We start from the raw sequence: 20,063 nt of genomic DNA on the forward strand, positions 1-20,063 counted from the left end.
ATATCACCTACTGTTAAGGTCGCATAAGCTAAAGGGAAAATGATCATTTAAGGAAGGGAGTGAACTCCCATTTTGCATATACCTGTAGATCAAGAAACCCATATTCGTATGCTGCTTTTACAGGACAGCAATGAACTGTTTCAACTTATTGACCAAAACCGTACTTATTTAAAGGAATGGCTTCCATGGATCGATCATATTATCTCTCCTTACCAATATCAGTCAATCATTCCAGATTGGCATAAGCAGCTTTCGGACAATAATGGCTTTCAAGCAGGAATTTTTTACAGAGACAAACTTGTTGGCATGATTTCTCTTCAGCAGCTTGATTGGATGAGCCGGCAAGCGAGCATAGGCTACTATTTAGGAGAATCTGTGCAAGGAAAAGGAATTATGACTAAATGTGTCGCCGCTGTCTTAAATCACGCTTTTTATTACTTAAACCTTAATCGCATTGAAATCCGGTGTGGTATCAACAATGTCAAAAGCCAAGCAATTCCTAAAAAGCTCCATTTTAGAAAAGAGGGTATTATTCGAGATGGAGAATGGCTTTATGACCATTACCATGATTTATATTTATACAGCATGCTTGAACGAGAATGGACAGCATTGCACCATCGTAAATAATTCTCCTTTTTCCCCCTTTTCTATTAACTTTAAAAAGAAAAATGTTTAAAAAAACCAAAAATGCGCTAATAGTTTAATGATGCGATAAACCTTAGGCTAATTCATACTAGGAATGATTCATTTGGTGTACACTAATACAAAATTACGTATATGTAGTATTAGCAGAAAAGATAATAACGAATGGTGTTGAGCGCAATGATAGTATCAAATCTTCTGCTTATTTTTGTATTAATAGCCTTCTCAGCCTTTTTTGTTGCAATTGAATTTGCCATTGTTAGGGTAAGACCAAGCAGGCTCAACCAGCTGGTGGCTGCAGGACATAAAAACGCTGCTTCAGCCAAAACGATTACAACCCATTTAGACAGCTACCTGTCTGCATGCCAGCTTGGTATAACTATTACCTCGCTCGGCCTTGGCTGGTTAGGTGAGCCAACTGTACTACAGTTAATGGCGCCTGTTGTGGAAAAGCTGCAGCTTCCTGATTCAGCCGCACACATTATTTCATTTGTGCTGGCATTTTCAATTGTAACTTATATTAATGTTGTGATTGGTGAGCTTTTTCCGAAGTCGATTGCCATCGGATATGCAGAAAAAGTGACATTGGTTTTGTCTAAACCGCTGATCATATTCTACAAGGTGACCTTCCCTTTCATATGGGTATTGAATAATGCGGCAAGGTTAGTAGCACGCCTATATGGTGTCAAAAGCACCGACGCAAACGAAAATGCCCTATCAGAGGAAGAGCTTCAGCTCATTTTGAAGGAAAGCTACCAAACTGGGGAAATAAACAGGACAGAGTACCGCTATGTCCAGCGAATTTTTGAATTTGATAACAGGAATGCAAATGAAGTGATGGTACCACGGACAGAAATGGCCGTCTTGTCTGAGGATATGCCACTTAAGGATGCGATTAGTTCCATCAGCTCCCAACGTTACACAAGATACCCGATCACAAAGGATGGGGATAAGGATACTATCGTCGGGTTTATTCATGCAAAACAAATTTTAACTGATTGTATAAGACAGAATTGTTTGGAAGAAACTCCATTAAAAGAATATATACAACCGATTATTCATGTAATGGAAACAATTCCCATCCAACTGCTTTTATTAAGAATGCAGAAGGAGCGAATCTCCATTGCGATTCTCCATGATGAGTTTGGAGGCACAGCTGGTCTTGTTACTGTTGAGGATATATTGGAAGAAATAGTTGGTGACATTATGGATGAGTTTGATGTAGATGAATTACCATCCATTCAAAAAATTGGTGATGGCCATTACAGGTTTGATTCCAAACTCCTTCTAAATGAAGCAAGTAACCTTCTTGGCATTTCGATAGAAAATGACGGAGTTCATACAATTGGCGGGTGGCTTCTTTATAAAAAGCCTGATATAAGTCTAGGTGATTCAATCGAATATGAAGGCTATTATTTTAAAGCAATTGATTTTCAAAACGGACACATATCTACTATTGAAGTAACAAAAGAGGCATAGCATTACATAAAATCGGCAGCCTCTAATATGGCTGCCCTTTAAACGTGACATTTGTCTTCTTTACCTTAAACATATTTTAGCATCGCTCACATAAAGTATTATATAAGAGCCATTACTATTCAAAAAACTGAAAATTGAGAAATTGCACCGTTTGACTGACCAGTTTGGCTTAAAGTATAATTATTAATACATCTAACGGAAAGATTGAGGTGGTAAGATGGGATCGTAAACCTAAAAAGAACCTCTGATTCTTTTCCTATAATTGATCATATCCTAAAACCTACAATCAGCATTCTAACAAACTGGAATAGATCGGTATATTAAAAGAAATCAGAATATCAGCAGACCTATATACGTACAGCCATAAAAAAACTTAATACATGTATTAATCAGGAGGTGACTCCTTACTCGCATCCGCGGGATAGGGAAACTTATTGGACATATTTAACTTGGTTATAATAGCCATTTTGATTGCTTTTACTGCATTTTTTGTAGCTTCAGAGTTTGCTATTATCAGAGTGCGCAGTTCTAAAATCGACCAGTTAGTGGAGGAAGGCAACAAAAATGCCATTGCTGCAAAAAAAATCATCACACATCTTGATGAATATTTATCAGCATGCCAGTTAGGCATTACTATCACTGCACTTGGCATCGGCTGGCTTGGGGAGGAAACGATACATGAAATTCTTTCTCCATTATTCCAGCTGATCCACATTCCAGAAACAGCTGTGACCATTATATCCTTTTCTTTATCATTTGCCATTATTACATTTCTTCATGTAGTAGTGGGAGAATTGGCTCCGAAAACATTTGCTATTCATAAAGCTGAGGCAATTACCTTATTATCAGCAAGACCATTAATTGCTTTTTATAAGGTTCTCTTCCCATTTATATGGGTCTTGAACGGATCTGCCAGAGTTATTACACGCATGTTTGGACTTAAGCCCGTTTCTGAAAATGATTTAGCTCATTCGGAGGAAGAACTTCGCATCATTGTCTCTGAAAGTTTTAAAAGCGGCGAAATAAACCAATCAGAGTTTAAGTATGTAAACAAAATTTTCGATTTTGATGATCGAATTGCGAAGGAAATTATGGTTCCACGCACGGAAATCATCTCATTGGAACAAGCAAGCTCCCTTGATAACTTAATGGAAGTCATTCAAGGTGAACAGTTTACAAGATATCCAATTACAGATGGTGACAAGGATCATATTATTGGCATGATTAACGTCAAGGAAATCATGACTGCATTGATTCGCTCAAAAGACTTGAGTGCCAAAAAGCTAGATTCGTATATTCGCCCTGTCATCCGTGTTATTGAAACCATTCCAATTCATGATCTGCTTGTTAAAATGCAGAAGGAACGAATTCATATGGCGATATTGATGGATGAATACGGCGGTACATCAGGCTTAGTCACTGTTGAAGACATTATTGAAGAGATTGTCGGCGATATCCGTGATGAGTTTGACATGGATGAAATTCCAAGCATTCAAAAGGTAAAGGAAAATCACTTTATCCTTGATGCAAAGCTGTTGATTACCCAAGTTAACTCCCTTCTTTCCATCGAATTGGATGATGAAGACATTGACACATTGGGAGGTTGGATTCTTACTTCCAACTATGATGCAACAGAAGGAGACATTCTTACATTTGATTCCTATAGCTTTAAAATAATCGAAATGGAAGACCATCATATCAGATATGTGGAAGTAATGAAGATGCGTGAAGTGGAAGAACTTCCCGAAACCGCAGGTCAAAGGCAACTTGCCCAATCTGCTGTGTCCACATCTGAAGCCGAAATAGTATAAAAAAAGGAGGGACAAATCCCTCCTTTTTTTCATTGCTTATTCTCCATTTCCAACCATTTCGTCAAATTTATAGCCTACTCCCCAGATTGTATGGATAAACGGCTGCTCCTTTGTGCCAATCTTGTTGCGGAGCCTTTTTATATGCACATCTACCGTTCTTTCGTCTCCATAAAATTGATAACCCCATACTCGGTCCAACAGCTGCTCTCTTGTAAATACCTGCTTAGGATTGCTGATTAAATAATATAAGAGATCAAATTCCTTTGGAGTTAGGTTGGAAAGCACCTTGCCATTGTAAATGACTTCTCGTGTTTCCTTGCTGATTTTGAAATGCTCGCTTGTCAGGAAGTTTGAATCCACTTTACTAACAGAATCCTTTTGATAACGGCGGGTAACTGCCTTAATTCTTGCCATCAGCGTCAAAGGGCTGAAAGGCTTCGTTACATAATCATCAGCACCCATTTCGAGACCTAACACTTGATCTGACTCACTGTCTTTGGCTGTCAACATAATAATAGGTACAGAGCTGACCTCTCTTATCTTTCTACAGATAGTGACTCCTTCCATTCCAGGCAGCATCCAATCAACAATGATGATATCCCAATCCTGGTTCTCCAGAAAAAAATCAAGCGCTTCTTTACCATTATGTATAAACTTTCCATCATAATTTTCCTTTAGAAAAAACATCTCCAGCATGGAGCATACACTTTCATTATCCTCTATAACTAATATCTTCATATTCATTCATCCTCACGGCATTGACATGCTTTTTACTATTATCTATTATAGCAAAAAAAGACTATAAGCATTACTTACATAGAAAAAATCCCTTTAGGACGGACCTTAAGTGTCAAACATAAAAAGAGGCTGGGACAAAACAAAAGATAACCTTTCTAAACACACGAATAATAAAATTACAACTAAATTTGAAAAATGAAGGTTGTGTCTAAATAGAATGTTGAGTTAAAGTTAGTTCGTTTCATTGCGCGCTCGGCCTCGCGCTTTCCGCGGGGAGGAATGGAGCCTCCTCGTCTTCGCCTGCGGGGTTTCATCCTTTCCTCTATTTCCCTTAGTAGTCGAGTGGCCACCGCTCCATACCACTAAAATTTCTATTTTTTTGTATTTAAACAAAAAACCGAACTATTTAATCGATAGTTGATTAAGTAGTTCGGTCTTTACGCTGGTTCACATACTTATGTCCCAGCCTCTATTATCTTTATATCCAAGTTGTTGTCTTTTCTAATGGAAGTCGATCTGTTTCTCTTCCAGGTGCAGCTGCTTTACCAACAGTAATTAGCATTAGCGGCAAGTAGCGTTCTGAGATTTGGAACTCCTCAACAAACTTTCCACGGTTAAATCCGCCGATAGCACATGTATCCAGTCCTTTTCCTTTCGCTGCAAGCATCAATTGCATAGCTGCCAAGGAAGCATTGGAGTTTGCCGCATCCCTAGGATATACATCGTTTGTATAAGCACCATTAATTTGTCCTTTAATGACTTCTGCAAGCTCTTCTTTTATTCTGCCTTTTTCAATATCCTGATTGAAAACTTCTTCTGCGTTTTTATCTGCTTCTAAATCACCAAGTATTGCGATAACACAGGATGATTGTGTTATTTGCTGTTGATTAAAAGCGATTGGAAGAAGTCTTTCCTGAGCTTCTGTTCCGTGAAAAACAACAAAATGCCAATGCTGCAGATTCCAAGCAGACGGCGCTCTTCCTGCCAGCTCGAGTAGCTCCTCAATTTCTTGCTTCGATAATTGATGGCTCTCGTCATAAACCTTCACTGCTCTTCGTGCTTTTAAAATATCCAAAAATTGCCCACTGCTAATCTCTGTAGTCATTGGTTCCCTCCGTAAATACTTACTTTTTGTAACTAACTTATTAATGAAATAATAACCTTGAAAACTTTTTTCGTCAAGAATAGAATATGATATACATACACTGTTGTTTATATGGAATAAGACCTTCCATACTTTACTTATACAAGGAGAAATCATGATTGAGATTATTGCACTAACAAAGAACAAAACAATTGAAACTGGTCTGACAATGGAGGATTGGAAGAAAGGGACATATGAATGGTATTGGATTGATTTTAATGCGCCTGATGATAAGGAAGTCGATTATTTAAGGAATCCCCTTCAATTCCATCCCCTTTCAATTGAAGATTGCCTCCATAATTTGCAGCGACCTAAAATAGACTATTTTGATGAATACACTTTTTTTGTAACACATAGCCTCGAAGCGAAAACATATGCGAAAGAAGAGCTTAATCTTTTTGTTGGTGATAATTATATCGTCAGCTTTCATAAAAAGCCTTCCATCGAGGTTCAGTATGTTGCTAAAAAGCTTTTAGGTGATAAATCTCCAGCTAAGTGGAGCCAATTTACGGTGCTGTATGAATTACTAGACCATCTTGTCGATAACTATATCCCAATTATCTATGAAATTGAGGATTTTTTGAATGAAATCGATGAAAACACTGACAACAAATCAATGGAAGTATTGCTAGACGACCTTTATGAAACAAGACACCGCTTATTATCAGTTCGCCACACTGTTGTGCCGATGCGTGATCTCCTTTATACATTGCTGAATACGAAAAAGCTGACAGCCGTGTCCAATAAGCGGGAATATTACTCCGATATTTATGACCACCTGCTAAAGCTGACAGAGGTAATCGAGTCAAACAGAGAAATGACAGCCGATATTAGGGACAGTTATCTATCTTATAATGCCCACCAATCTAATCGCATTATGCAAATCCTAACCGTGATTACGACCATTTTCATGCCTTTGAGTTTTCTTGTTGGCCTTTATGGGATGAACTTTCAATATATGCCTGAGCTGGCTTGGAAATATGGCTATTTCACCTTATTAGGCATTATGGCTACAATCGCAGTTTGTATGTTTTTATTTTTCAAAAGAAAAGGCTGGTTTAAATAAGCTATGCAAATCAACTTCCGAATTGAAGGTTGTTGATTTGCTTTTTTCTCTTTTTGCAGTTCAGAACAATGCCAAACATAACATTCGTATGGTAAAATAATGATATCCCCTCTATTTTGAGTATCCCCTTGACTCATTGCCTTTTCTATATTTTTAAAATTCATAAAATTCTACATAAAGATTGGAGGAAACTAAATGGAAGCACCGCAACTCGAAACGTCTATTGGCGATCAAAAACCTCAGCATAAAGTGCTGCCAAAAAGTGTGTTATTAAAAAGAGGGCTTTTTATCATTTTAGGAAGTGTCATGATGGGTATTGGCATTGAGGAATTCCTCGTTCCTAACCAAATCCTTGATGGAGGAATTGTCGGCATTTCCATTATCCTTTCCCACTTGTTTTCCATTAAGCTCGGTTTCTTCATTTTCCTGCTTAATATTCCGTTTTTCTATATTGGCTATAAACAAATCGGAAAGACTTTCGCCCTCTCTACTTTGTTAGGAATCACCGTATTATCCATAACCACCATTCTGCTTCATGATGTTCCAGTATTTACGGAGGATCTGCTCTTAGCAACCGTCTTTGGGGGAATTATATTAGGTGTCGGTGTGGGAATTGTTCTCCGCTTTGGAGGGTCTTTAGACGGCACCGAGATCCTGGCACTTCTTTTTAGCAAAAAGCTTCCCTTTTCAGTCGGAGAAATCATTATGTTTTTTAACTTTTTTATTTTCATTACAGCAGGCTTTGTTTTCACATGGGACAGAGCAATGTATTCCATTATTGCTTACTTTATCGCCTTTAAGGTTATTGATATTGTAATAGCAGGTCTTGATGAGTCGAAATCCGCCTGGATTATCAGTGACCATGCTGAAGTTATTGGCGAAACCATTATCGCTAGATTAGGACGAGGGGTTACTTATCTTAAGGGAGAAGGTGCTTATACTGGTGATAATAAGAAGGTCATTTTCTGTGTCATTAACAGGCTTGAGGAAGCAAAGCTGAAATTGATTGTAGAAGAACTAGATCCGACGGCCTTTCTTGCTGTAGCTAATATCGCAGAAGTCCGAGGCGGCCGCTTTAAGAAAAAAGATATCCATTAATAACCTTCAAAAGAAGAGCTTCGCCTAAGCTCTTCTTCTTTTGTTTCACTTTCCTGCATGCAAATCGTCTATTTAACTTTATATTTGTCAACACTTGAAACAGGCTATTATTTGATTCCGTTTACAAGCATCGTTAGAATATGACTAAAGAAAATAAATATATAAGGGGGATAAAATTTGAAAAAGAATGCAACCATCTACATCCTTTTGCTTTCGTCACTCGTTTGCTTGATGTGGATGCTTGGTCTCGGCTGGGTACTTGTCGATTATGCAAAAGGCTCTAAAAAGGAACTGAACACGCCTAATACACTTACAGAAAAAGCACCTTCTGGCGGCGTCCAGCTTCTTGCATTAGGAGATTCACTAACAAGAGGAACAGGTGATCAGGCTGGAAAAGGTTATATCGGCTACCTGAAGGACGAGCTTGCAGAGAAAACAGATGAGAAAATTACGCTAACCAATTATGGTGTTAAAGGCGCGACCTCTAAGGATCTTGCTGCACAAATCAAGCAGCAGGAAATCCAAAGACAGGCCAAAAATGCTGATATTATTTTTATTACCATCGGCGGGAATGATTTGTTCCAAGGCGGGGAAACCCTTTCCCATATAAACGACAACACCATTGCTGATCTATCTGCAGCTTATAATCAAAACTTGAAGGAAATATTAACTACCATCAGATCTACTAACAAGGAAGCACCAATTTACTTGATCGGTCTTTACAACCCATTCAGCGATTTGGAAAACAGTGAAGCTACATCTAAGATTGTCCGTGATTGGAATTATGCAAGTGCTGAAACAAGCTCTGCCTTCGCAAAGACAATTTTTGTTCCTACATATGATATTTTCCAGCAAAATGTACAGACTTATCTTTATTCAGACCACTTCCATCCTAACAAACAGGGGTATGAATTAATGGCAGATAGAGTTGCTTCCTTAATTTCATGGGAGGTGGAGGAAAATTGAGTGAGACTACCTTATCAGTTAGAAATTTAACCAAAACAATCGGTAAAAGACAGATTATTAAAGATATCAGCTTTGATCTGAAAAGCGGTGAGGTGTTTGGCTTTCTCGGACCGAACGGTGCCGGAAAGACAACAACAATACGGATGCTCGTCGGTTTAATTAAACCTACATCAGGTTCCATTCAAATATGTGGCTATGATGTTAAAAAGGATTTCTCTAAAGCGATGGAAAGACTCGGATGTATTGTAGAAAACCCAGAGCTTTATCCCTATTTAACAGGCTGGGAAAACCTGCAATTTTTTGCCCGTATGCTAAAGGGCGTTGATGACAAAAGAATTCAAGAAATTGTGAAACTTGTTGGGCTGAAGGAAAGAATTCATGACAAGGTTAAAACATACTCCCTCGGAATGAGACAAAGGCTGGGAATAGGTCAAGCCCTGTTAAGCAGACCTAAGGTTTTAATCCTGGATGAGCCTACAAACGGCTTAGACCCGTCTGGCATAAGGGAAATGCGGCAGTTTATTCGCTTTCTGGCAAAGGAAGAAGGATTGAGCGTTTTAGTTTCAAGCCATCTCCTTAGTGAAATCCAATTGCTGTGTGACAGGGTGTCCATTATATTGAGCGGGAAAATCATTCATACAGAAACCGTTCATTCCTTGCTGACAGCCCAGGAAAAGATCTTTTGGCGTTTTACTCCAATGGATGCTGGTGTGGAAATATTAAGAAGCGTCTCACCATCTGTCACAATTGATGGAGATACAGTAATTACTCCATTTATTGAAGAAGAAGCGGGTCAGTGGAGCAGGCTGTTATTCGAGGCAAATGTACAGGTAAAGGAAATGAACAGGCAAATACCTTCCTTAGAGCATCTCTTCCTTGAACTGACAGGAGGTGAGTCTATTGAGTAAACTTGTCTACAATGAAATGCTTAAGCTCGTTAAAAGCAAGCGGCTGTTTGTTGTTACATTGATTATCGGCATCATGATTGCTATGTTCACATATGCACAGTTTAGAGAAATGGAAAACGTGAAGAAACGCTTAGGAGATGTTGACTGGCGCACCACCTTGCAGCAATCAATCATCGATACTCAAAACAGGATTGGCTCAAGCGGTATTTCAGATGAATGGCGAAACCAACTAAAGGTCCGCATCAGTCAATCTCAATATTATCTTGATCATGATATCAATCCGCAAGAACCAGGTGCTCCAACATTCCTTCGTGTTTTCCTGGATAACTCGATGCAGCTGCTACTGCCATTAATGGTGATGATTGTCGCTGCTGACCTTGTTTCATCTGAGCGAAGTATCGGCACCATTAAGCTGCTCTTAACACGGCCAGTCCGCCGTTGGCGGGTTTTGCTCAGCAAATACATTACATTGGTTTTGTCCATTTCGTTCATTCTCTTTATGTTCGGATTATTCGCTTATATAATCAGTGGACTATTCTTCGGATATGTAGGCTGGACCGCTCCTATTCTTACCGGATTTACAGTTGAAGCAGGCGAGCTCAATACTGCCGGAGTCCATCTTGTACCACAATGGCAATATATCATGATGGTATTTGGACTAGCCTGGTTTGTTTCCCTCGTTGTCGGGACTCTTTCCTTTATGCTGTCAATCCTAATTAGAAGCACTGCTGCTGGGATGGGAGTCATGCTTGCCTTCTTAATATCAGGAACAATTATCAGCAATATTGCTTCCTCTTGGGAGTCTGCAAAGTATTTGTTCATGGTTAACCTGAGGCTCACAGACTACCTGCAAGGAAATATTCCGCCTATTGAAGGAATGTCCTTGCCCTTTTCCTTGACAGTACTGGCAATATGGGGGGCAGCAGCATTAGTCATTTCCTTTTTCACCTTTACTAAAAAAGATATATATTAAAAAAATCTGGGATTCCCCAGATTTTTTTTATGGCTGCTCAGGCTCACTCACAGTCAAAGAGATGAACTTATCGTTTTCCAAATCATGCTTTATTATTACTTCTACTGTTTTTTCTTTGTTGTTTTCTTTAACAACGAACTGAAAGCTGTCTTCCACTTCCATTGTTGTGATTTTCTTTCTGCCCATATACTTATAGTCAGTAACTGCTTGATCTGGATAATCTGCTTTGACTACAGCAATAGCAATGCTACCGTATTTTTCATAATCTGATTTTTGAACCGCAATATTATGGGATGGAAATAAGAATGCCATAATTAGGATGGATGCAACTAATATAGGAAAAGCTCGATTCTTCATGTTAACCTCCTGAAACCTTTTTTCCTATTATCTGTAATCCAAGTTCTTTTTATGTACATTCTCTAATTGTTTTGCTTCTTGAAGCAAAACCTCTGTCACATTCCTATTTCGTTGCCATTCCTCTGCAAATGTACTAAGAGGAGGACTGGTTTCTTCAACAGTAGGACATATTTCAATTGTAAAAGCAGGCAAATGATAGGTGGTAATAAACCAGTCTGTGTATCCTGCTCCAATGGCATCTGGGTCTGGTTTACCAAGCTCATACCCTGTTGTTTCTGCTAGTTTAGAGGCAATTGACATGTCCCTTTCACTGTTCTCCTTATTGTTGTACTGCCAGAAAATTTCCTGTCCTGATGAATGATAAGCTACAGCTAAAGTTGGCTTTATTTTGTCTGTTAAACTGACAATTGCTTGTACCTCTTTGGCCTCAAGCGGTTTTTCTCCTTTATAGTTTTTAAAGGAAGGTTTTGAACTTTCCCCTTCCAGCTCCTCCCAGCCTGCAGGGTATTGACGGTTCAAATCGACTCCCCTTCCATTGCTCTTCCAATGGGTAAAGTCTTTAGAACCTTCATTCATTTTTTTTATAGCCATACGTGAAAACAATGGAAATTTCCGCACTTCCCCCTGCTGAATGGTAACCCCGTCTGGATTAAGCATTGGAACAAACCAGATTGAATAATCTCCCATCCTATTGTAAAGATCCTCTTCCTTTACTTGGTTCTCGACCATTTTCATCACCATGAGTGCTGTAATCCATTCCCTGCCATGATGTGTTCCACTTATCAAAATGGATTTTTCCCCTGTCCCTACTTTTATTCCATACAGCTTTCTGCCGTATTCAGAATAGCCAATCGTATGTACTTCTAGCTTCTTTTTGTATTTGCTTTTCATTTTCCATATATCGCGCTGATACTCTTCATATGTGTATTGCTCCTGCCTGCTTAACTCCTTCGCCAGAATATTCCCTGGAAATGGGAGAACAAATACAAGGCAAAGCATCATTATAGTTATTTTTTTCATAGTGCCTCCTTTTCCTTTTTATAATTTGATAATAGAAGATTTTTATTCAGCTTTTTATACAGGTAAAATAAGAAAAGCCTTTCAAATCAGGATAGCCAAGTTTTAGAATGAAATATTATCGTGATCAATCGCATACTAAAATCATCTCCTTAAAACAAAGGAGGCGGACAGCTTGAATAAAGTTGATTATGATCGTGCACTGTACTACACCCACCGTTCTGAGTGGGATAATCTTTTAATACTGATGGTGCGCACGAAGGATCATTTTCTTTCAAAAAAAATAGAACATTTCCTGCACGCCTACAATTTTGAACATGATTATACTGTAATCGAAAATAACTTGTATTCATTACTGCGCTACATTGACCACGCCAACGACAATGTATGCGAAACTGACATTCACACAACCATAATGTAATAAAGAATTCCACCAAAAAAACCGCGGTCAGGGTTCCGCGGTTTTTTACAGGTTAAAACTTCTTATGTTTATAATCAATTTCGTAAAGGTCTGTTCTTCTGTCCTTTAGTTGCCTAACAGTACCATTTTGGCGTTTTCTGCGAAGCACCTCTAAATCCACATCACCAATCAATACCATTTCAATATTCGGGTTCGTCTCCCCGACAATTCCATCTCTTGCAAATTCAAAATCAGACGGCGCAAAGATTGCTGACTGAGCATATTGAATGTCCATGTTTTCCGTTTGTGGAAGATTACCGACAGTACCTGCAATCACTGTATAAATCTGATTTTCAACAGCTCGTGCCTGTGCACAGTAGCGGACACGCAAATACCCTTGACGGTCTTCCGTACAGAATGGAGTAAAGATAATTTTAGCACCCATATCTGTAGCAATTCTTGCAAGCTCTGGAAATTCGATGTCATAACAAATAAGGATTGCAATCTTTCCGCAATCTGTATCAAACACACGAACTTGATCTCCTCTGCTTATTCCCCACCATTTTTGTTCATTTGGCGTAATATGCAGCTTATATTGCTTTTCAATGCTGCCATCTCTTCTAAATAAATAGGAGATATTGTAGATTTCCTCATCATCCTCTTGTACAAAGTGAGAGCCGCCGATAATGTTGATATTGTATCTGATCGCAAGGTTTGAGAACAGCTCCATATATTGCTCCGTATATTCTGTCACCTTACGAATTGCATTAATGGGGATTTTCTCATCTAGAAACGACATAAGCTGTGTCGTAAATATTTCTGGAAAAACAACAAAATCAGATGAAGCATCTGATGCGACGTCCGTATAATATTCAACCTGATTAGCAAAATCTTCAAAGCTGTCAATTTGCCTCATCATGTACTGAACAACACAAATTCTAACAGGATAGCTGCTTTTAAAGAACCGTTTTGACTGAGGAAGATATTCGACATTATTCCATTCCATCAATGTTGCATACTTACTTGATTGTCTATCGTCTGGAAGATAATTCGGATTTATCCGCATTAAGGTGAACCCGTTAATTAACTGAAAGGAAAGAACAGGATCATAAATGCGGTGATGAATTACCTCCTCGACATATTCTCGCGCAGACATTTCACTTTCGTATTTATAATAATTAGGTATCCTGCCGCCAATAATAATGCTTTTTAAATTAAGTCTGCGAACTAGTTCTTTTCTCGCTTCATATAAGCGGTGCCCTATTTTCATCCTTCTATATTGCGGATCAACCATCACTTCAATACCGTATAAATTATATCCATCTGGATTATGATTCGTTATGTAACCTTTGTCTGTCACATCATCCCAGGAATGTCTGTCATCATACTCATCAAAGTTGATGATAAGACTTGAACAGGATCCGATGATTTCTCCATTATATTCTGCGACAAATTGTCCTTCCTGAAACAAATCTAAATGGCTTTTAAGCTGTGCCTTCGTCCATGGCTCCATCCCTGGAAAGCACTCCGCTTGAAGCTGCAGGATTTTATCTATATCCTTGTACTCCGTATTTCTTATCATCAAACGCTTTTCAAACTTCGATAAATCTAGTTTAGTCATTTAAGCTGCTCCCTTTTTCCTCTTTTTCTTCTACATTTCCCTATTTTCCCGTAAGCTAATCTTTTTAAAGTTGTATAACTTTATATATATGCAAAAAAAAGAGCCACATATCTTCTGCGGCTCTTTTCACTGTAATAAAAAAACTATAATAAATACTCGTTTGCAGCCTCTGAATAGATGCTCAAACTTTTATCTTTTTTTGAGAAATTGTCAAGACGGAAAGGGAAAAATAACTCGAACTCATCTAATATCTCGACATTTCTTTCGAATAAATGATCGTATTCATCACTTTCATCCGAATTCTCAACAATCGATATAATTGTCTGCAACGCAGCAATCACTTGATAGGAATTCTTTAATGTACTTAGCATATATGATTGCTCTTGTGTTAAACGCAAAACATTCAAGTTCGAAAACTTGTTTATTTCATCATCAGAAAAAAAGTCGGGAAAAATGGACGTATAAAAAGTTTGAATAAGTTCATTTATTTGCTCTTCCTGTGCAGGCGTTGAAGCATAAGCTACCTTCATTGGATTTTACCACCCTCTAAATAATAATTATAATTGTTAACAATAGAATAACATACACCCCCTACAGTTTTCCGTGGTAATTAAAACCATGATATGATGGGTTATGCAATACTATTAAAATTTAACAAAAGAGAAATAACGGAGGTTTTTAATCATGCATTTCGACAGAAAGGGCGAATGGATGTTACTTGAAATTCCTGAAAAATGGAATGCAATATCAATAGATGAACTGTTCCGCACCATTCTTCTCGCATCAAAGAAGCAAGTACATTTATTTAAGATGCAGAAAAAAATGATGCTGAATAATGCTGTCATAACAAATTGGTTTACTCCACTAAAAACTGGAGATTTATTATCGATAAAAATGTTTGATTCTCAGCCTAATAATATCGAAGCAGCCTATATGGAGCTCAGCGTATTGTATGAGGATGACTTTTTAGTGATTTTTAACAAACCTCATGGAATTGATACACATCCTAACGCACCAGAAGATGTTTCTTCCCTAACAAATGGGGCAGCTTTTCATCTGCTGCTGAATGGAGAAGAACGGCAGCTTAAGCATATACATCGCCTTGATCGGAACACAACGGGCTGTATATTATTTGCCAAGCACGAATTGATAGGAAATATGCTTGATCAGAGCTTAAGAGAACGAAAAATCAAAAGAACATATTTAGCACTTGTTCATGGCAATGTGAAAGGAAAAAAAGGAAGTATTAACAAGCCAATAGGCAGGGACAGGCATCATGCCACAAAAAGAAGAGTCTCAGAAAATGGACAGGCTGCTGTCACTCATTACAAACGGCTGCAATACTTTCCTGAAACTGATTTGACACTTGTTTCCTGCAGTCTTGAAACTGGCCGCACACATCAAATCCGTGTTCATTTCAGCTCAATTGGCCATCCTCTTGCAGGTGATGTTCTTTATGGGGGGAGAGCTGCTGCTTACGACAGACAGGCACTGCATGCAGCAAAGTTGGAGTTTGCACACCCAATAACAGGAGAATATATAAAGGTCTTTGCCCCATTTCTGGACAGTCCTGCAATATTCCCTGTAAATACGCTTGAATTACTGGAAAAATAAAAAAGCGGGAAAGGCTATTTGCCTTCTCCCGCTTTATTAGATTATTATGCTGTTTTGCGCATTTTCCTTAAGATTAAGCTTAATACAAATACTAAGATAACAGCTCCAATGATACTTGGAATGATCGCAAAGTCAGCAAGTGATGGACCCCAATCTCCAAGAATTAATGAACCAAGCCACGCACCTACAAAACCAGCGATAATGTTACCGATAATACCACCTGGTACGTCTCTGCCTACAATGATACCTGCAAGCCAACCGATAATTCCACCTATAATTAATGACCATAGAAAGCCCATGTAAAACACTCCTTTTATAATTCCATTTTTGTTAAAAATAAATAATGCAATAGCAAAGGGTTAATAAGCTGCAGCTAATCTGTAATTTCTTTTGCTATTTGCTTGTACTCTATATTTACCACAGGAATCTATTTTTAAACCTTGCTTTTTAAAACAAAAAAAAATGCAAGCCATCCTTTGATGGCTTGCACTCATATTTACATTTAAAATAGTAATTTATCTGGATCTTGCCCAATCCGTTCATTCATATTAAGACTGTCGATTAAGTTCATTTCCTCCATACTTAGCCGAAAATCAAAAATACTTGCATTTTCTACAAGCCGCTTTTTTGAGGATGTTTTAGGAATAATAATAATATCATTTTGAATATGCCATCTTAATATGATTTGTGCAGGTGTTCTAGTGTGCTTTTTGGCAATATAATTGATTGTCGGTTCATTCAACAGCCTGCCGTTGGCTAATGGTGACCATGCTTCCACCTTAATGTCCATTCTTTTACAATACTCTCTCAAGCTCTCAGATGTTAGACGAGGATGAAGTTCAATCTGATTAACAACAGGCTTCTCATTGCTTGCTGACATTAGTGTTTTTAAATGATGCTCTTTAAAGTTGCTGACACCGATTGCCTTAACAAGTCCTTCATCATACAGACGTTCAAGCGCCTTCCATGTTTCTACATATTTATCCTTTCCAGGCCAATGAATTAAATATAAATCAACATAATTCAAATCAAGCCTCTGTAAGCTTGCTTCAAATGCTTTTAAAGCCTTATCATAACCGTGATCATCATTCCAGAGCTTTGTTGTAACAAAAACGTCACTTCTGTAGACAGCGCTTTCTTTTATTCCTTCGCCTACCTCTTTTTCATTATTATAGAAGGAAGCTGTATCAATCGAACGATATCCAAGCTCAAGGGCAGCTTTTACTGTTTCTGCTGTTGTTCTTCCTCCGTCTGCGCTGTAAGTACCAAGGCCGAGAATAGGTATTTCTGTTCCATTATGCAGTTTTAACTTATGATGGATGTTCATCATACACCTCCGAACGCGAAATGACGAAATAAAAATTTTGCAGCAAATCAATTGCTGCATTATCCAGTTACTACCTATATGTATTATTTTTTTAAATTATATAGAACAATTTTTTCCCACCAATTCCACGGTAAACACGCTTTAAGGAAGATAGTCATTCCCACTCCTTTACCGAGCTTATAGCGCAGCTTTGGCTTTTTTGCTTCAGCTATAAAGACTATTTTTTTCGCTACCTCTAACGGATCTCCATAATTATGTTCATTTTTTTGCAAGTATTGCTCCACGCTTTTCATTTGCGGGGCATAGGGGGAATTTTCTTGAATTGATTTTTCCGTAATTCTCTTACCGTCCGTCCAAATACTTGTCTTGTAGGATCCTGGCTCTACTAATGTGACATAAATAGAGAATGGCAGCAGCTCTAATCTAAGCGACTCACTAAAGCCTTCAAGCGCAAATTTAGAGGAAACATACGGACTTAAACCAGGAAACCCTATCTGGCCGCTTATGCTGCTCATCATAATGATTTTTCCGCTTCTTCTGTTTCTCATTAACGGAAGGAAGGCTTGTGTCACTGCAATTGCTCCGAAAAAGTTAGTCTCCAGCTGTTCCCGATATTCGACGACTGGTATTTCTTCGGCAAAACCAGCACCAGCATAGCCGGCGTTGTTGACAAGAATATCAAGCCTGCCCTTTGCTTCGACTTTTTCCGCTAATGCAGCAATAGACTTAGCACAGGTTACGTCAAGAGTCTCCAAAGTAATGTTATCCTGCAGTTTAAGCTTTGTTGCTTCCTTTAAAAGCCTTGCCCCTTTTTGCCTATTACGGACTGCAGCTATTACTTTATAACCCTTTTCAGCAAATTCCAATGCAGTTAAATAACCAAAACCACTGCTTGCACCAGTTATTAAAACAACCTTCTCCATCACCTTCACCCCACTATCCATTTTTCTGTTTTTATGACTAATATCATATCATTTTCCAACATATCACTCACTCTTTTAGCAAATAATAAAGCATATATATTAAGCAAAAACCTGCTGCATTTATGATAGAAATAGGTGAAAACAGGGAAGGTTATTGTAAAGGCAGTTTTAAGAATGTAAATTGCAAAAGATGGTATTTTATAGTTTCAGTAAACCAATTATTAAGATTTTGTAAATTTTTCGCCGAAATACTTTAAGAATCGACAAATTTCCTATAAACTATGTAAGGCTTGACAAATTTGGGGTCTAAATTAATTTGGGGGTAACAAAATGGTTTTCAAAAAACAAGATAAATTCGCTGTACTTTTAAATAACATTGCAACGAACTTAAAGGAAGGCGCTGACTACTTCGCAGATTTCAAAATCAGCAACGTAACTGATTTAAAGACGTTTTCCGAAACCATGAAAGAAATTGAAACAAAAGGTGATACATACATCCATGATGTAATTACTGAATTAAATAAAGCTTTCATCACTCCGATTGAACGAGAAGATATTCTGGCGTTATCCATGAGCATGGATGATGTTTTGGATGGTCTTGAGCACAGCGCAGCATTATTCGAAATGTACAATATTACAACTGCTGACGAATTCATGAACCGTTTTGCAGAAGCAATTAAAAGCTGTGGAGTTGAAATCCAAAAATCAGTTGAACTTCTGTCTACGAAGAAGCTGCCAAAAATCAGAGAATACGCTATCCGTATTAAAGATACAGAATCTAAATGTGACGGCATCCTTCGCCAATCAATCAAGCATTTGTTCTCAGTGGAAAAAGATCCAATTCGCATTATTCAATACAAAGAAATTTACGAAAACCTGGAAGACGTTGCTGATTACTGTCAAAACGTTGCCAACACACTTGAAAGCATCATAATGAAGAATGCGTAAGGAGTCCTAAACAAAAATGGATATGATTTTATTTGTAACAATTCTAATCGTCTTTTTTGCTTTGGCATTTGACTTCATTAACGGCTTCCATGATACAGCAAACGCAATTGCTACATCTGTATCAACTAAAGCCTTAAAGCCAAGGCATGCCATCATTTTGGCTGCAATCATGAACTTTGTTGGTGCCATGACCTTTACAGGTGTGGCAAAAACCATTACAAAGGATATCGTTGACCCATTCACATTGGCTAATGGTTCGACAGTTATTTTGGCAGCATTAATCTCTGCTATTTTCTGGAATCTTTTGACATGGTATTTCGGGATACCGAGCAGTTCTTCTCATGCCATTATCGGTTCAATTGCCGGAGCTGCTATTGCCGCTTCTGGCTTCGAAGCTCTTAACTATGCTGGCTTCATGAAAATAATTGAAGCTTTAATCCTTTCGCCAATTATTGCTTTTGTTATTGGTTACATTGTTTATACACTGTTCAAGATTTTCTTTAAAGATTTAAACTTAACAAAAACAAACCGCAGATTCCGTTATTTCCAAATTTTCACTGCGGCATTGCAATCATATACACATGGTACAAACGATGCTCAAAAAGCAATGGGTATTATTACAATGGCCCTTATTGCAAACGGCTATTTAACAACAAGTGATATTCCTCATTGGGTTCAATTTGCCTGTGCGGCAGCAATGGGTCTTGGAACATCTGTCGGTGGCTGGAGAATCATTAAAACAGTTGGCGGAAACATCATGAAAATCCGCCCTGTAAACGGGGTTGCTGCAGACATAACTGGTGCAATGATTATCTTCGGTGCAACATACATTCACCTACCTGTCAGCACAACACATGTTATCTCTTCCTCTATTCTTGGAGTTGGTGCATCACACCGTCTAAAAGGGGTTAAATGGGGTACAGCACAAAGAATGCTGATTACTTGGGTAATTACACTTCCTATCTCCGCAACTGTTGCGGCATTAGTATATTATATACTGAATCTGTTCCTATAAAAAAAGGGGTCCTATT

21 protein-coding genes are annotated in these 20,063 nt (G+C 38.2%); 12 read left to right on the forward strand and 9 right to left on the reverse strand.

All coding sequences use genetic code 11. The features are described from left to right. Positions 1 to 108: 108 nt before the first annotated feature. From EM808_RS04450 to EM808_RS04460, 3 genes are all read left to right on the forward strand, one after another. Complete coding sequence (locus tag EM808_RS04450) at positions 109 to 627, forward strand: GNAT family N-acetyltransferase (RefSeq protein WP_127736742.1); 519 nt, start codon at positions 109 to 111, stop codon at positions 625 to 627. 195 nt (positions 628 to 822) lie between these two features. Continuing rightward, positions 823 to 2,121, forward strand: a complete 1,299-nt coding sequence (locus EM808_RS04455) for a hemolysin family protein (RefSeq protein ID WP_127736414.1) — start codon at positions 823 to 825, stop codon at positions 2,119 to 2,121. A gap of 434 nt (positions 2,122 to 2,555) precedes the next feature. Beyond that, complete coding sequence (locus EM808_RS04460) at positions 2,556 to 3,932, forward strand: hemolysin family protein (RefSeq protein ID WP_127736417.1); 1,377 nt, start codon at positions 2,556 to 2,558, stop codon at positions 3,930 to 3,932. A 36-nt stretch (positions 3,933 to 3,968) separates the two neighbouring features. Here the strand turns inward: EM808_RS04460 and EM808_RS04465 are convergent, their stop codons facing one another. Both EM808_RS04465 and EM808_RS04470 read right to left on the reverse strand, forming a co-directional pair. Beyond that, positions 3,969 to 4,670, reverse strand: a complete 702-nt coding sequence (locus EM808_RS04465; RefSeq protein ID WP_127736420.1) for a response regulator transcription factor — start codon at positions 4,668 to 4,670, stop codon at positions 3,969 to 3,971. Between the two features lie 478 nt (positions 4,671 to 5,148). Further along, positions 5,149 to 5,775 carry a nitroreductase family protein gene (locus tag EM808_RS04470; protein WP_127736423.1) on the reverse strand — a complete coding sequence of 209 codons (627 nt, stop codon included), beginning with the start codon at positions 5,773 to 5,775 and terminating at the stop codon, positions 5,149 to 5,151. A 154-nt stretch (positions 5,776 to 5,929) separates the two neighbouring features. Between EM808_RS04470 and corA the strand changes: the two genes are divergently transcribed. From corA to EM808_RS04495, 5 genes are all read left to right on the forward strand, one after another. Further along, on the forward strand, positions 5,930 to 6,880 hold the full coding sequence (gene corA, locus EM808_RS04475) for a magnesium/cobalt transporter CorA (RefSeq protein ID WP_127736426.1): 951 nt from the start codon (positions 5,930 to 5,932) through the stop codon (positions 6,878 to 6,880). Between the two features lie 195 nt (positions 6,881 to 7,075). Continuing rightward, complete coding sequence (locus EM808_RS04480; protein ID WP_127736429.1) at positions 7,076 to 7,978, forward strand: YitT family protein; 903 nt, start codon at positions 7,076 to 7,078, stop codon at positions 7,976 to 7,978. Between the two features lie 177 nt (positions 7,979 to 8,155). Then, entirely contained in the window at positions 8,156 to 8,944 is a 789-nt protein-coding gene (locus tag EM808_RS04485) for an SGNH/GDSL hydrolase family protein (protein WP_225314767.1), read from the forward strand. Further along, complete coding sequence (locus EM808_RS04490) at positions 8,941 to 9,852, forward strand: ABC transporter ATP-binding protein (protein WP_127736432.1); 912 nt, start codon at positions 8,941 to 8,943, stop codon at positions 9,850 to 9,852. Before EM808_RS04485 ends, EM808_RS04490 begins: the two co-directional genes overlap by 4 nt. After that, positions 9,845 to 10,825 carry an ABC transporter permease gene (locus tag EM808_RS04495; protein ID WP_127736435.1) on the forward strand — a complete coding sequence of 327 codons (981 nt, stop codon included), beginning with the start codon at positions 9,845 to 9,847 and terminating at the stop codon, positions 10,823 to 10,825. Before EM808_RS04490 ends, EM808_RS04495 begins: the two co-directional genes overlap by 8 nt. Positions 10,826 to 10,852: 27 nt before the next feature. Here EM808_RS04495 and EM808_RS04500 read toward each other — a convergent pair whose 3' ends face one another. Together EM808_RS04500 and EM808_RS04505 are read right to left on the reverse strand one after the other, a co-directional pair. Beyond that, complete coding sequence (locus EM808_RS04500) at positions 10,853 to 11,182, reverse strand: DUF3889 domain-containing protein (protein WP_127736439.1); 330 nt, start codon at positions 11,180 to 11,182, stop codon at positions 10,853 to 10,855. 27 nt (positions 11,183 to 11,209) lie between these two features. Continuing rightward, positions 11,210 to 12,202 carry a M14 family zinc carboxypeptidase gene (locus EM808_RS04505; RefSeq protein WP_127736442.1) on the reverse strand — a complete coding sequence of 331 codons (993 nt, stop codon included), beginning with the start codon at positions 12,200 to 12,202 and terminating at the stop codon, positions 11,210 to 11,212. Positions 12,203 to 12,374: 172 nt separating this feature from the next. Here EM808_RS04505 and EM808_RS04510 point away from each other — a divergent pair, with 172 nt between their 5' ends. Then, positions 12,375 to 12,620 (forward strand): YhdB family protein, encoded by a 246-nt coding sequence (locus EM808_RS04510; RefSeq protein ID WP_127736445.1) that lies wholly within the window; start codon positions 12,375 to 12,377, stop codon positions 12,618 to 12,620. Between the two features lie 52 nt (positions 12,621 to 12,672). Here the strand turns inward: EM808_RS04510 and EM808_RS04515 are convergent, their stop codons facing one another. Both EM808_RS04515 and EM808_RS04520 read right to left on the reverse strand, forming a co-directional pair. Continuing rightward, entirely contained in the window at positions 12,673 to 14,220 is a 1,548-nt protein-coding gene (locus tag EM808_RS04515; RefSeq protein ID WP_127736448.1) for a bifunctional GNAT family N-acetyltransferase/carbon-nitrogen hydrolase family protein, read from the reverse strand. 143 nt (positions 14,221 to 14,363) lie between these two features. After that, positions 14,364 to 14,750, reverse strand: a complete 387-nt coding sequence (locus EM808_RS04520) for a DUF5365 family protein (protein ID WP_127736451.1) — start codon at positions 14,748 to 14,750, stop codon at positions 14,364 to 14,366. 154 nt (positions 14,751 to 14,904) lie between these two features. Between EM808_RS04520 and EM808_RS04525 the strand changes: the two genes are divergently transcribed. Beyond that, positions 14,905 to 15,834 carry an RluA family pseudouridine synthase gene (locus EM808_RS04525; protein WP_127736454.1) on the forward strand — a complete coding sequence of 310 codons (930 nt, stop codon included), beginning with the start codon at positions 14,905 to 14,907 and terminating at the stop codon, positions 15,832 to 15,834. A 44-nt stretch (positions 15,835 to 15,878) separates the two neighbouring features. Here the strand turns inward: EM808_RS04525 and EM808_RS04530 are convergent, their stop codons facing one another. The 3 genes from EM808_RS04530 to EM808_RS04540 all read right to left on the reverse strand — a co-directional run bounded on the left by EM808_RS04530 (position 15,879) and on the right by EM808_RS04540 (position 18,087). Next, positions 15,879 to 16,133 carry a GlsB/YeaQ/YmgE family stress response membrane protein gene (locus EM808_RS04530; protein ID WP_127736457.1) on the reverse strand — a complete coding sequence of 85 codons (255 nt, stop codon included), beginning with the start codon at positions 16,131 to 16,133 and terminating at the stop codon, positions 15,879 to 15,881. 203 nt (positions 16,134 to 16,336) lie between these two features. Continuing rightward, a complete protein-coding gene (locus EM808_RS04535) occupies positions 16,337 to 17,161 on the reverse strand; it encodes an aldo/keto reductase (protein WP_213084030.1) in 825 nt (274 codons plus the stop codon). An 83-nt stretch (positions 17,162 to 17,244) separates the two neighbouring features. Next, positions 17,245 to 18,087 carry an SDR family oxidoreductase gene (locus tag EM808_RS04540; protein ID WP_127736463.1) on the reverse strand — a complete coding sequence of 281 codons (843 nt, stop codon included), beginning with the start codon at positions 18,085 to 18,087 and terminating at the stop codon, positions 17,245 to 17,247. A gap of 327 nt (positions 18,088 to 18,414) precedes the next feature. Between EM808_RS04540 and EM808_RS04545 the strand changes: the two genes are divergently transcribed. Next, positions 18,415 to 19,032 (forward strand): DUF47 domain-containing protein, encoded by a 618-nt coding sequence (locus EM808_RS04545; RefSeq protein ID WP_127736466.1) that lies wholly within the window; start codon positions 18,415 to 18,417, stop codon positions 19,030 to 19,032. A 16-nt stretch (positions 19,033 to 19,048) separates the two neighbouring features. Next, on the forward strand, positions 19,049 to 20,047 hold the full coding sequence (locus tag EM808_RS04550; RefSeq protein WP_127736469.1) for an inorganic phosphate transporter: 999 nt from the start codon (positions 19,049 to 19,051) through the stop codon (positions 20,045 to 20,047). The last annotated feature ends 16 nt before the right edge of the window (positions 20,048 to 20,063 follow it).

This window comes from Niallia taxi (assembly GCF_004005475.1).
GTDB classification, from domain to species: Bacteria; Bacillota; Bacilli; order Bacillales; family Cytobacillaceae; genus Niallia; species Niallia taxi.

Excerpts from the sequence above, each read along its gene's own strand:
- EM808_RS04450 (WP_127736742.1), top strand. The coding sequence starts at position 109 with ATGCTGCTTTTACAGGACAGCAATGAACTGTTTCAACTTATTGACCAA.
- EM808_RS04455 (WP_127736414.1), top strand. The coding sequence starts at position 823 with ATGATAGTATCAAATCTTCTGCTTATTTTTGTATTAATAGCCTTCTCA.
- EM808_RS04465 (WP_127736420.1), bottom strand. The coding sequence starts at position 4,670 with ATGAAGATATTAGTTATAGAGGATAATGAAAGTGTATGCTCCATGCTG.
- EM808_RS04470 (WP_127736423.1), bottom strand. The coding sequence starts at position 5,775 with ATGACTACAGAGATTAGCAGTGGGCAATTTTTGGATATTTTAAAAGCA.
- corA (WP_127736426.1), top strand. The coding sequence starts at position 5,930 with ATGATTGAGATTATTGCACTAACAAAGAACAAAACAATTGAAACTGGT.
- EM808_RS04480 (WP_127736429.1), top strand. The coding sequence starts at position 7,076 with ATGGAAGCACCGCAACTCGAAACGTCTATTGGCGATCAAAAACCTCAG.
- EM808_RS04500 (WP_127736439.1), bottom strand. The coding sequence starts at position 11,182 with ATGAAGAATCGAGCTTTTCCTATATTAGTTGCATCCATCCTAATTATG.
- EM808_RS04505 (WP_127736442.1), bottom strand. The coding sequence starts at position 12,202 with ATGAAAAAAATAACTATAATGATGCTTTGCCTTGTATTTGTTCTCCCA.
- EM808_RS04515 (WP_127736448.1), bottom strand. The coding sequence starts at position 14,220 with ATGACTAAACTAGATTTATCGAAGTTTGAAAAGCGTTTGATGATAAGA.
- EM808_RS04520 (WP_127736451.1), bottom strand. The coding sequence starts at position 14,750 with ATGAAGGTAGCTTATGCTTCAACGCCTGCACAGGAAGAGCAAATAAAT.
- EM808_RS04525 (WP_127736454.1), top strand. The coding sequence starts at position 14,905 with ATGCATTTCGACAGAAAGGGCGAATGGATGTTACTTGAAATTCCTGAA.
- EM808_RS04530 (WP_127736457.1), bottom strand. The coding sequence starts at position 16,133 with ATGGGCTTTCTATGGTCATTAATTATAGGTGGAATTATCGGTTGGCTT.
- EM808_RS04535 (WP_213084030.1), bottom strand. The coding sequence starts at position 17,161 with ATGAACATCCATCATAAGTTAAAACTGCATAATGGAACAGAAATACCT.
- EM808_RS04545 (WP_127736466.1), top strand. The coding sequence starts at position 18,415 with ATGGTTTTCAAAAAACAAGATAAATTCGCTGTACTTTTAAATAACATT.
- EM808_RS04550 (WP_127736469.1), top strand. The coding sequence starts at position 19,049 with ATGGATATGATTTTATTTGTAACAATTCTAATCGTCTTTTTTGCTTTG.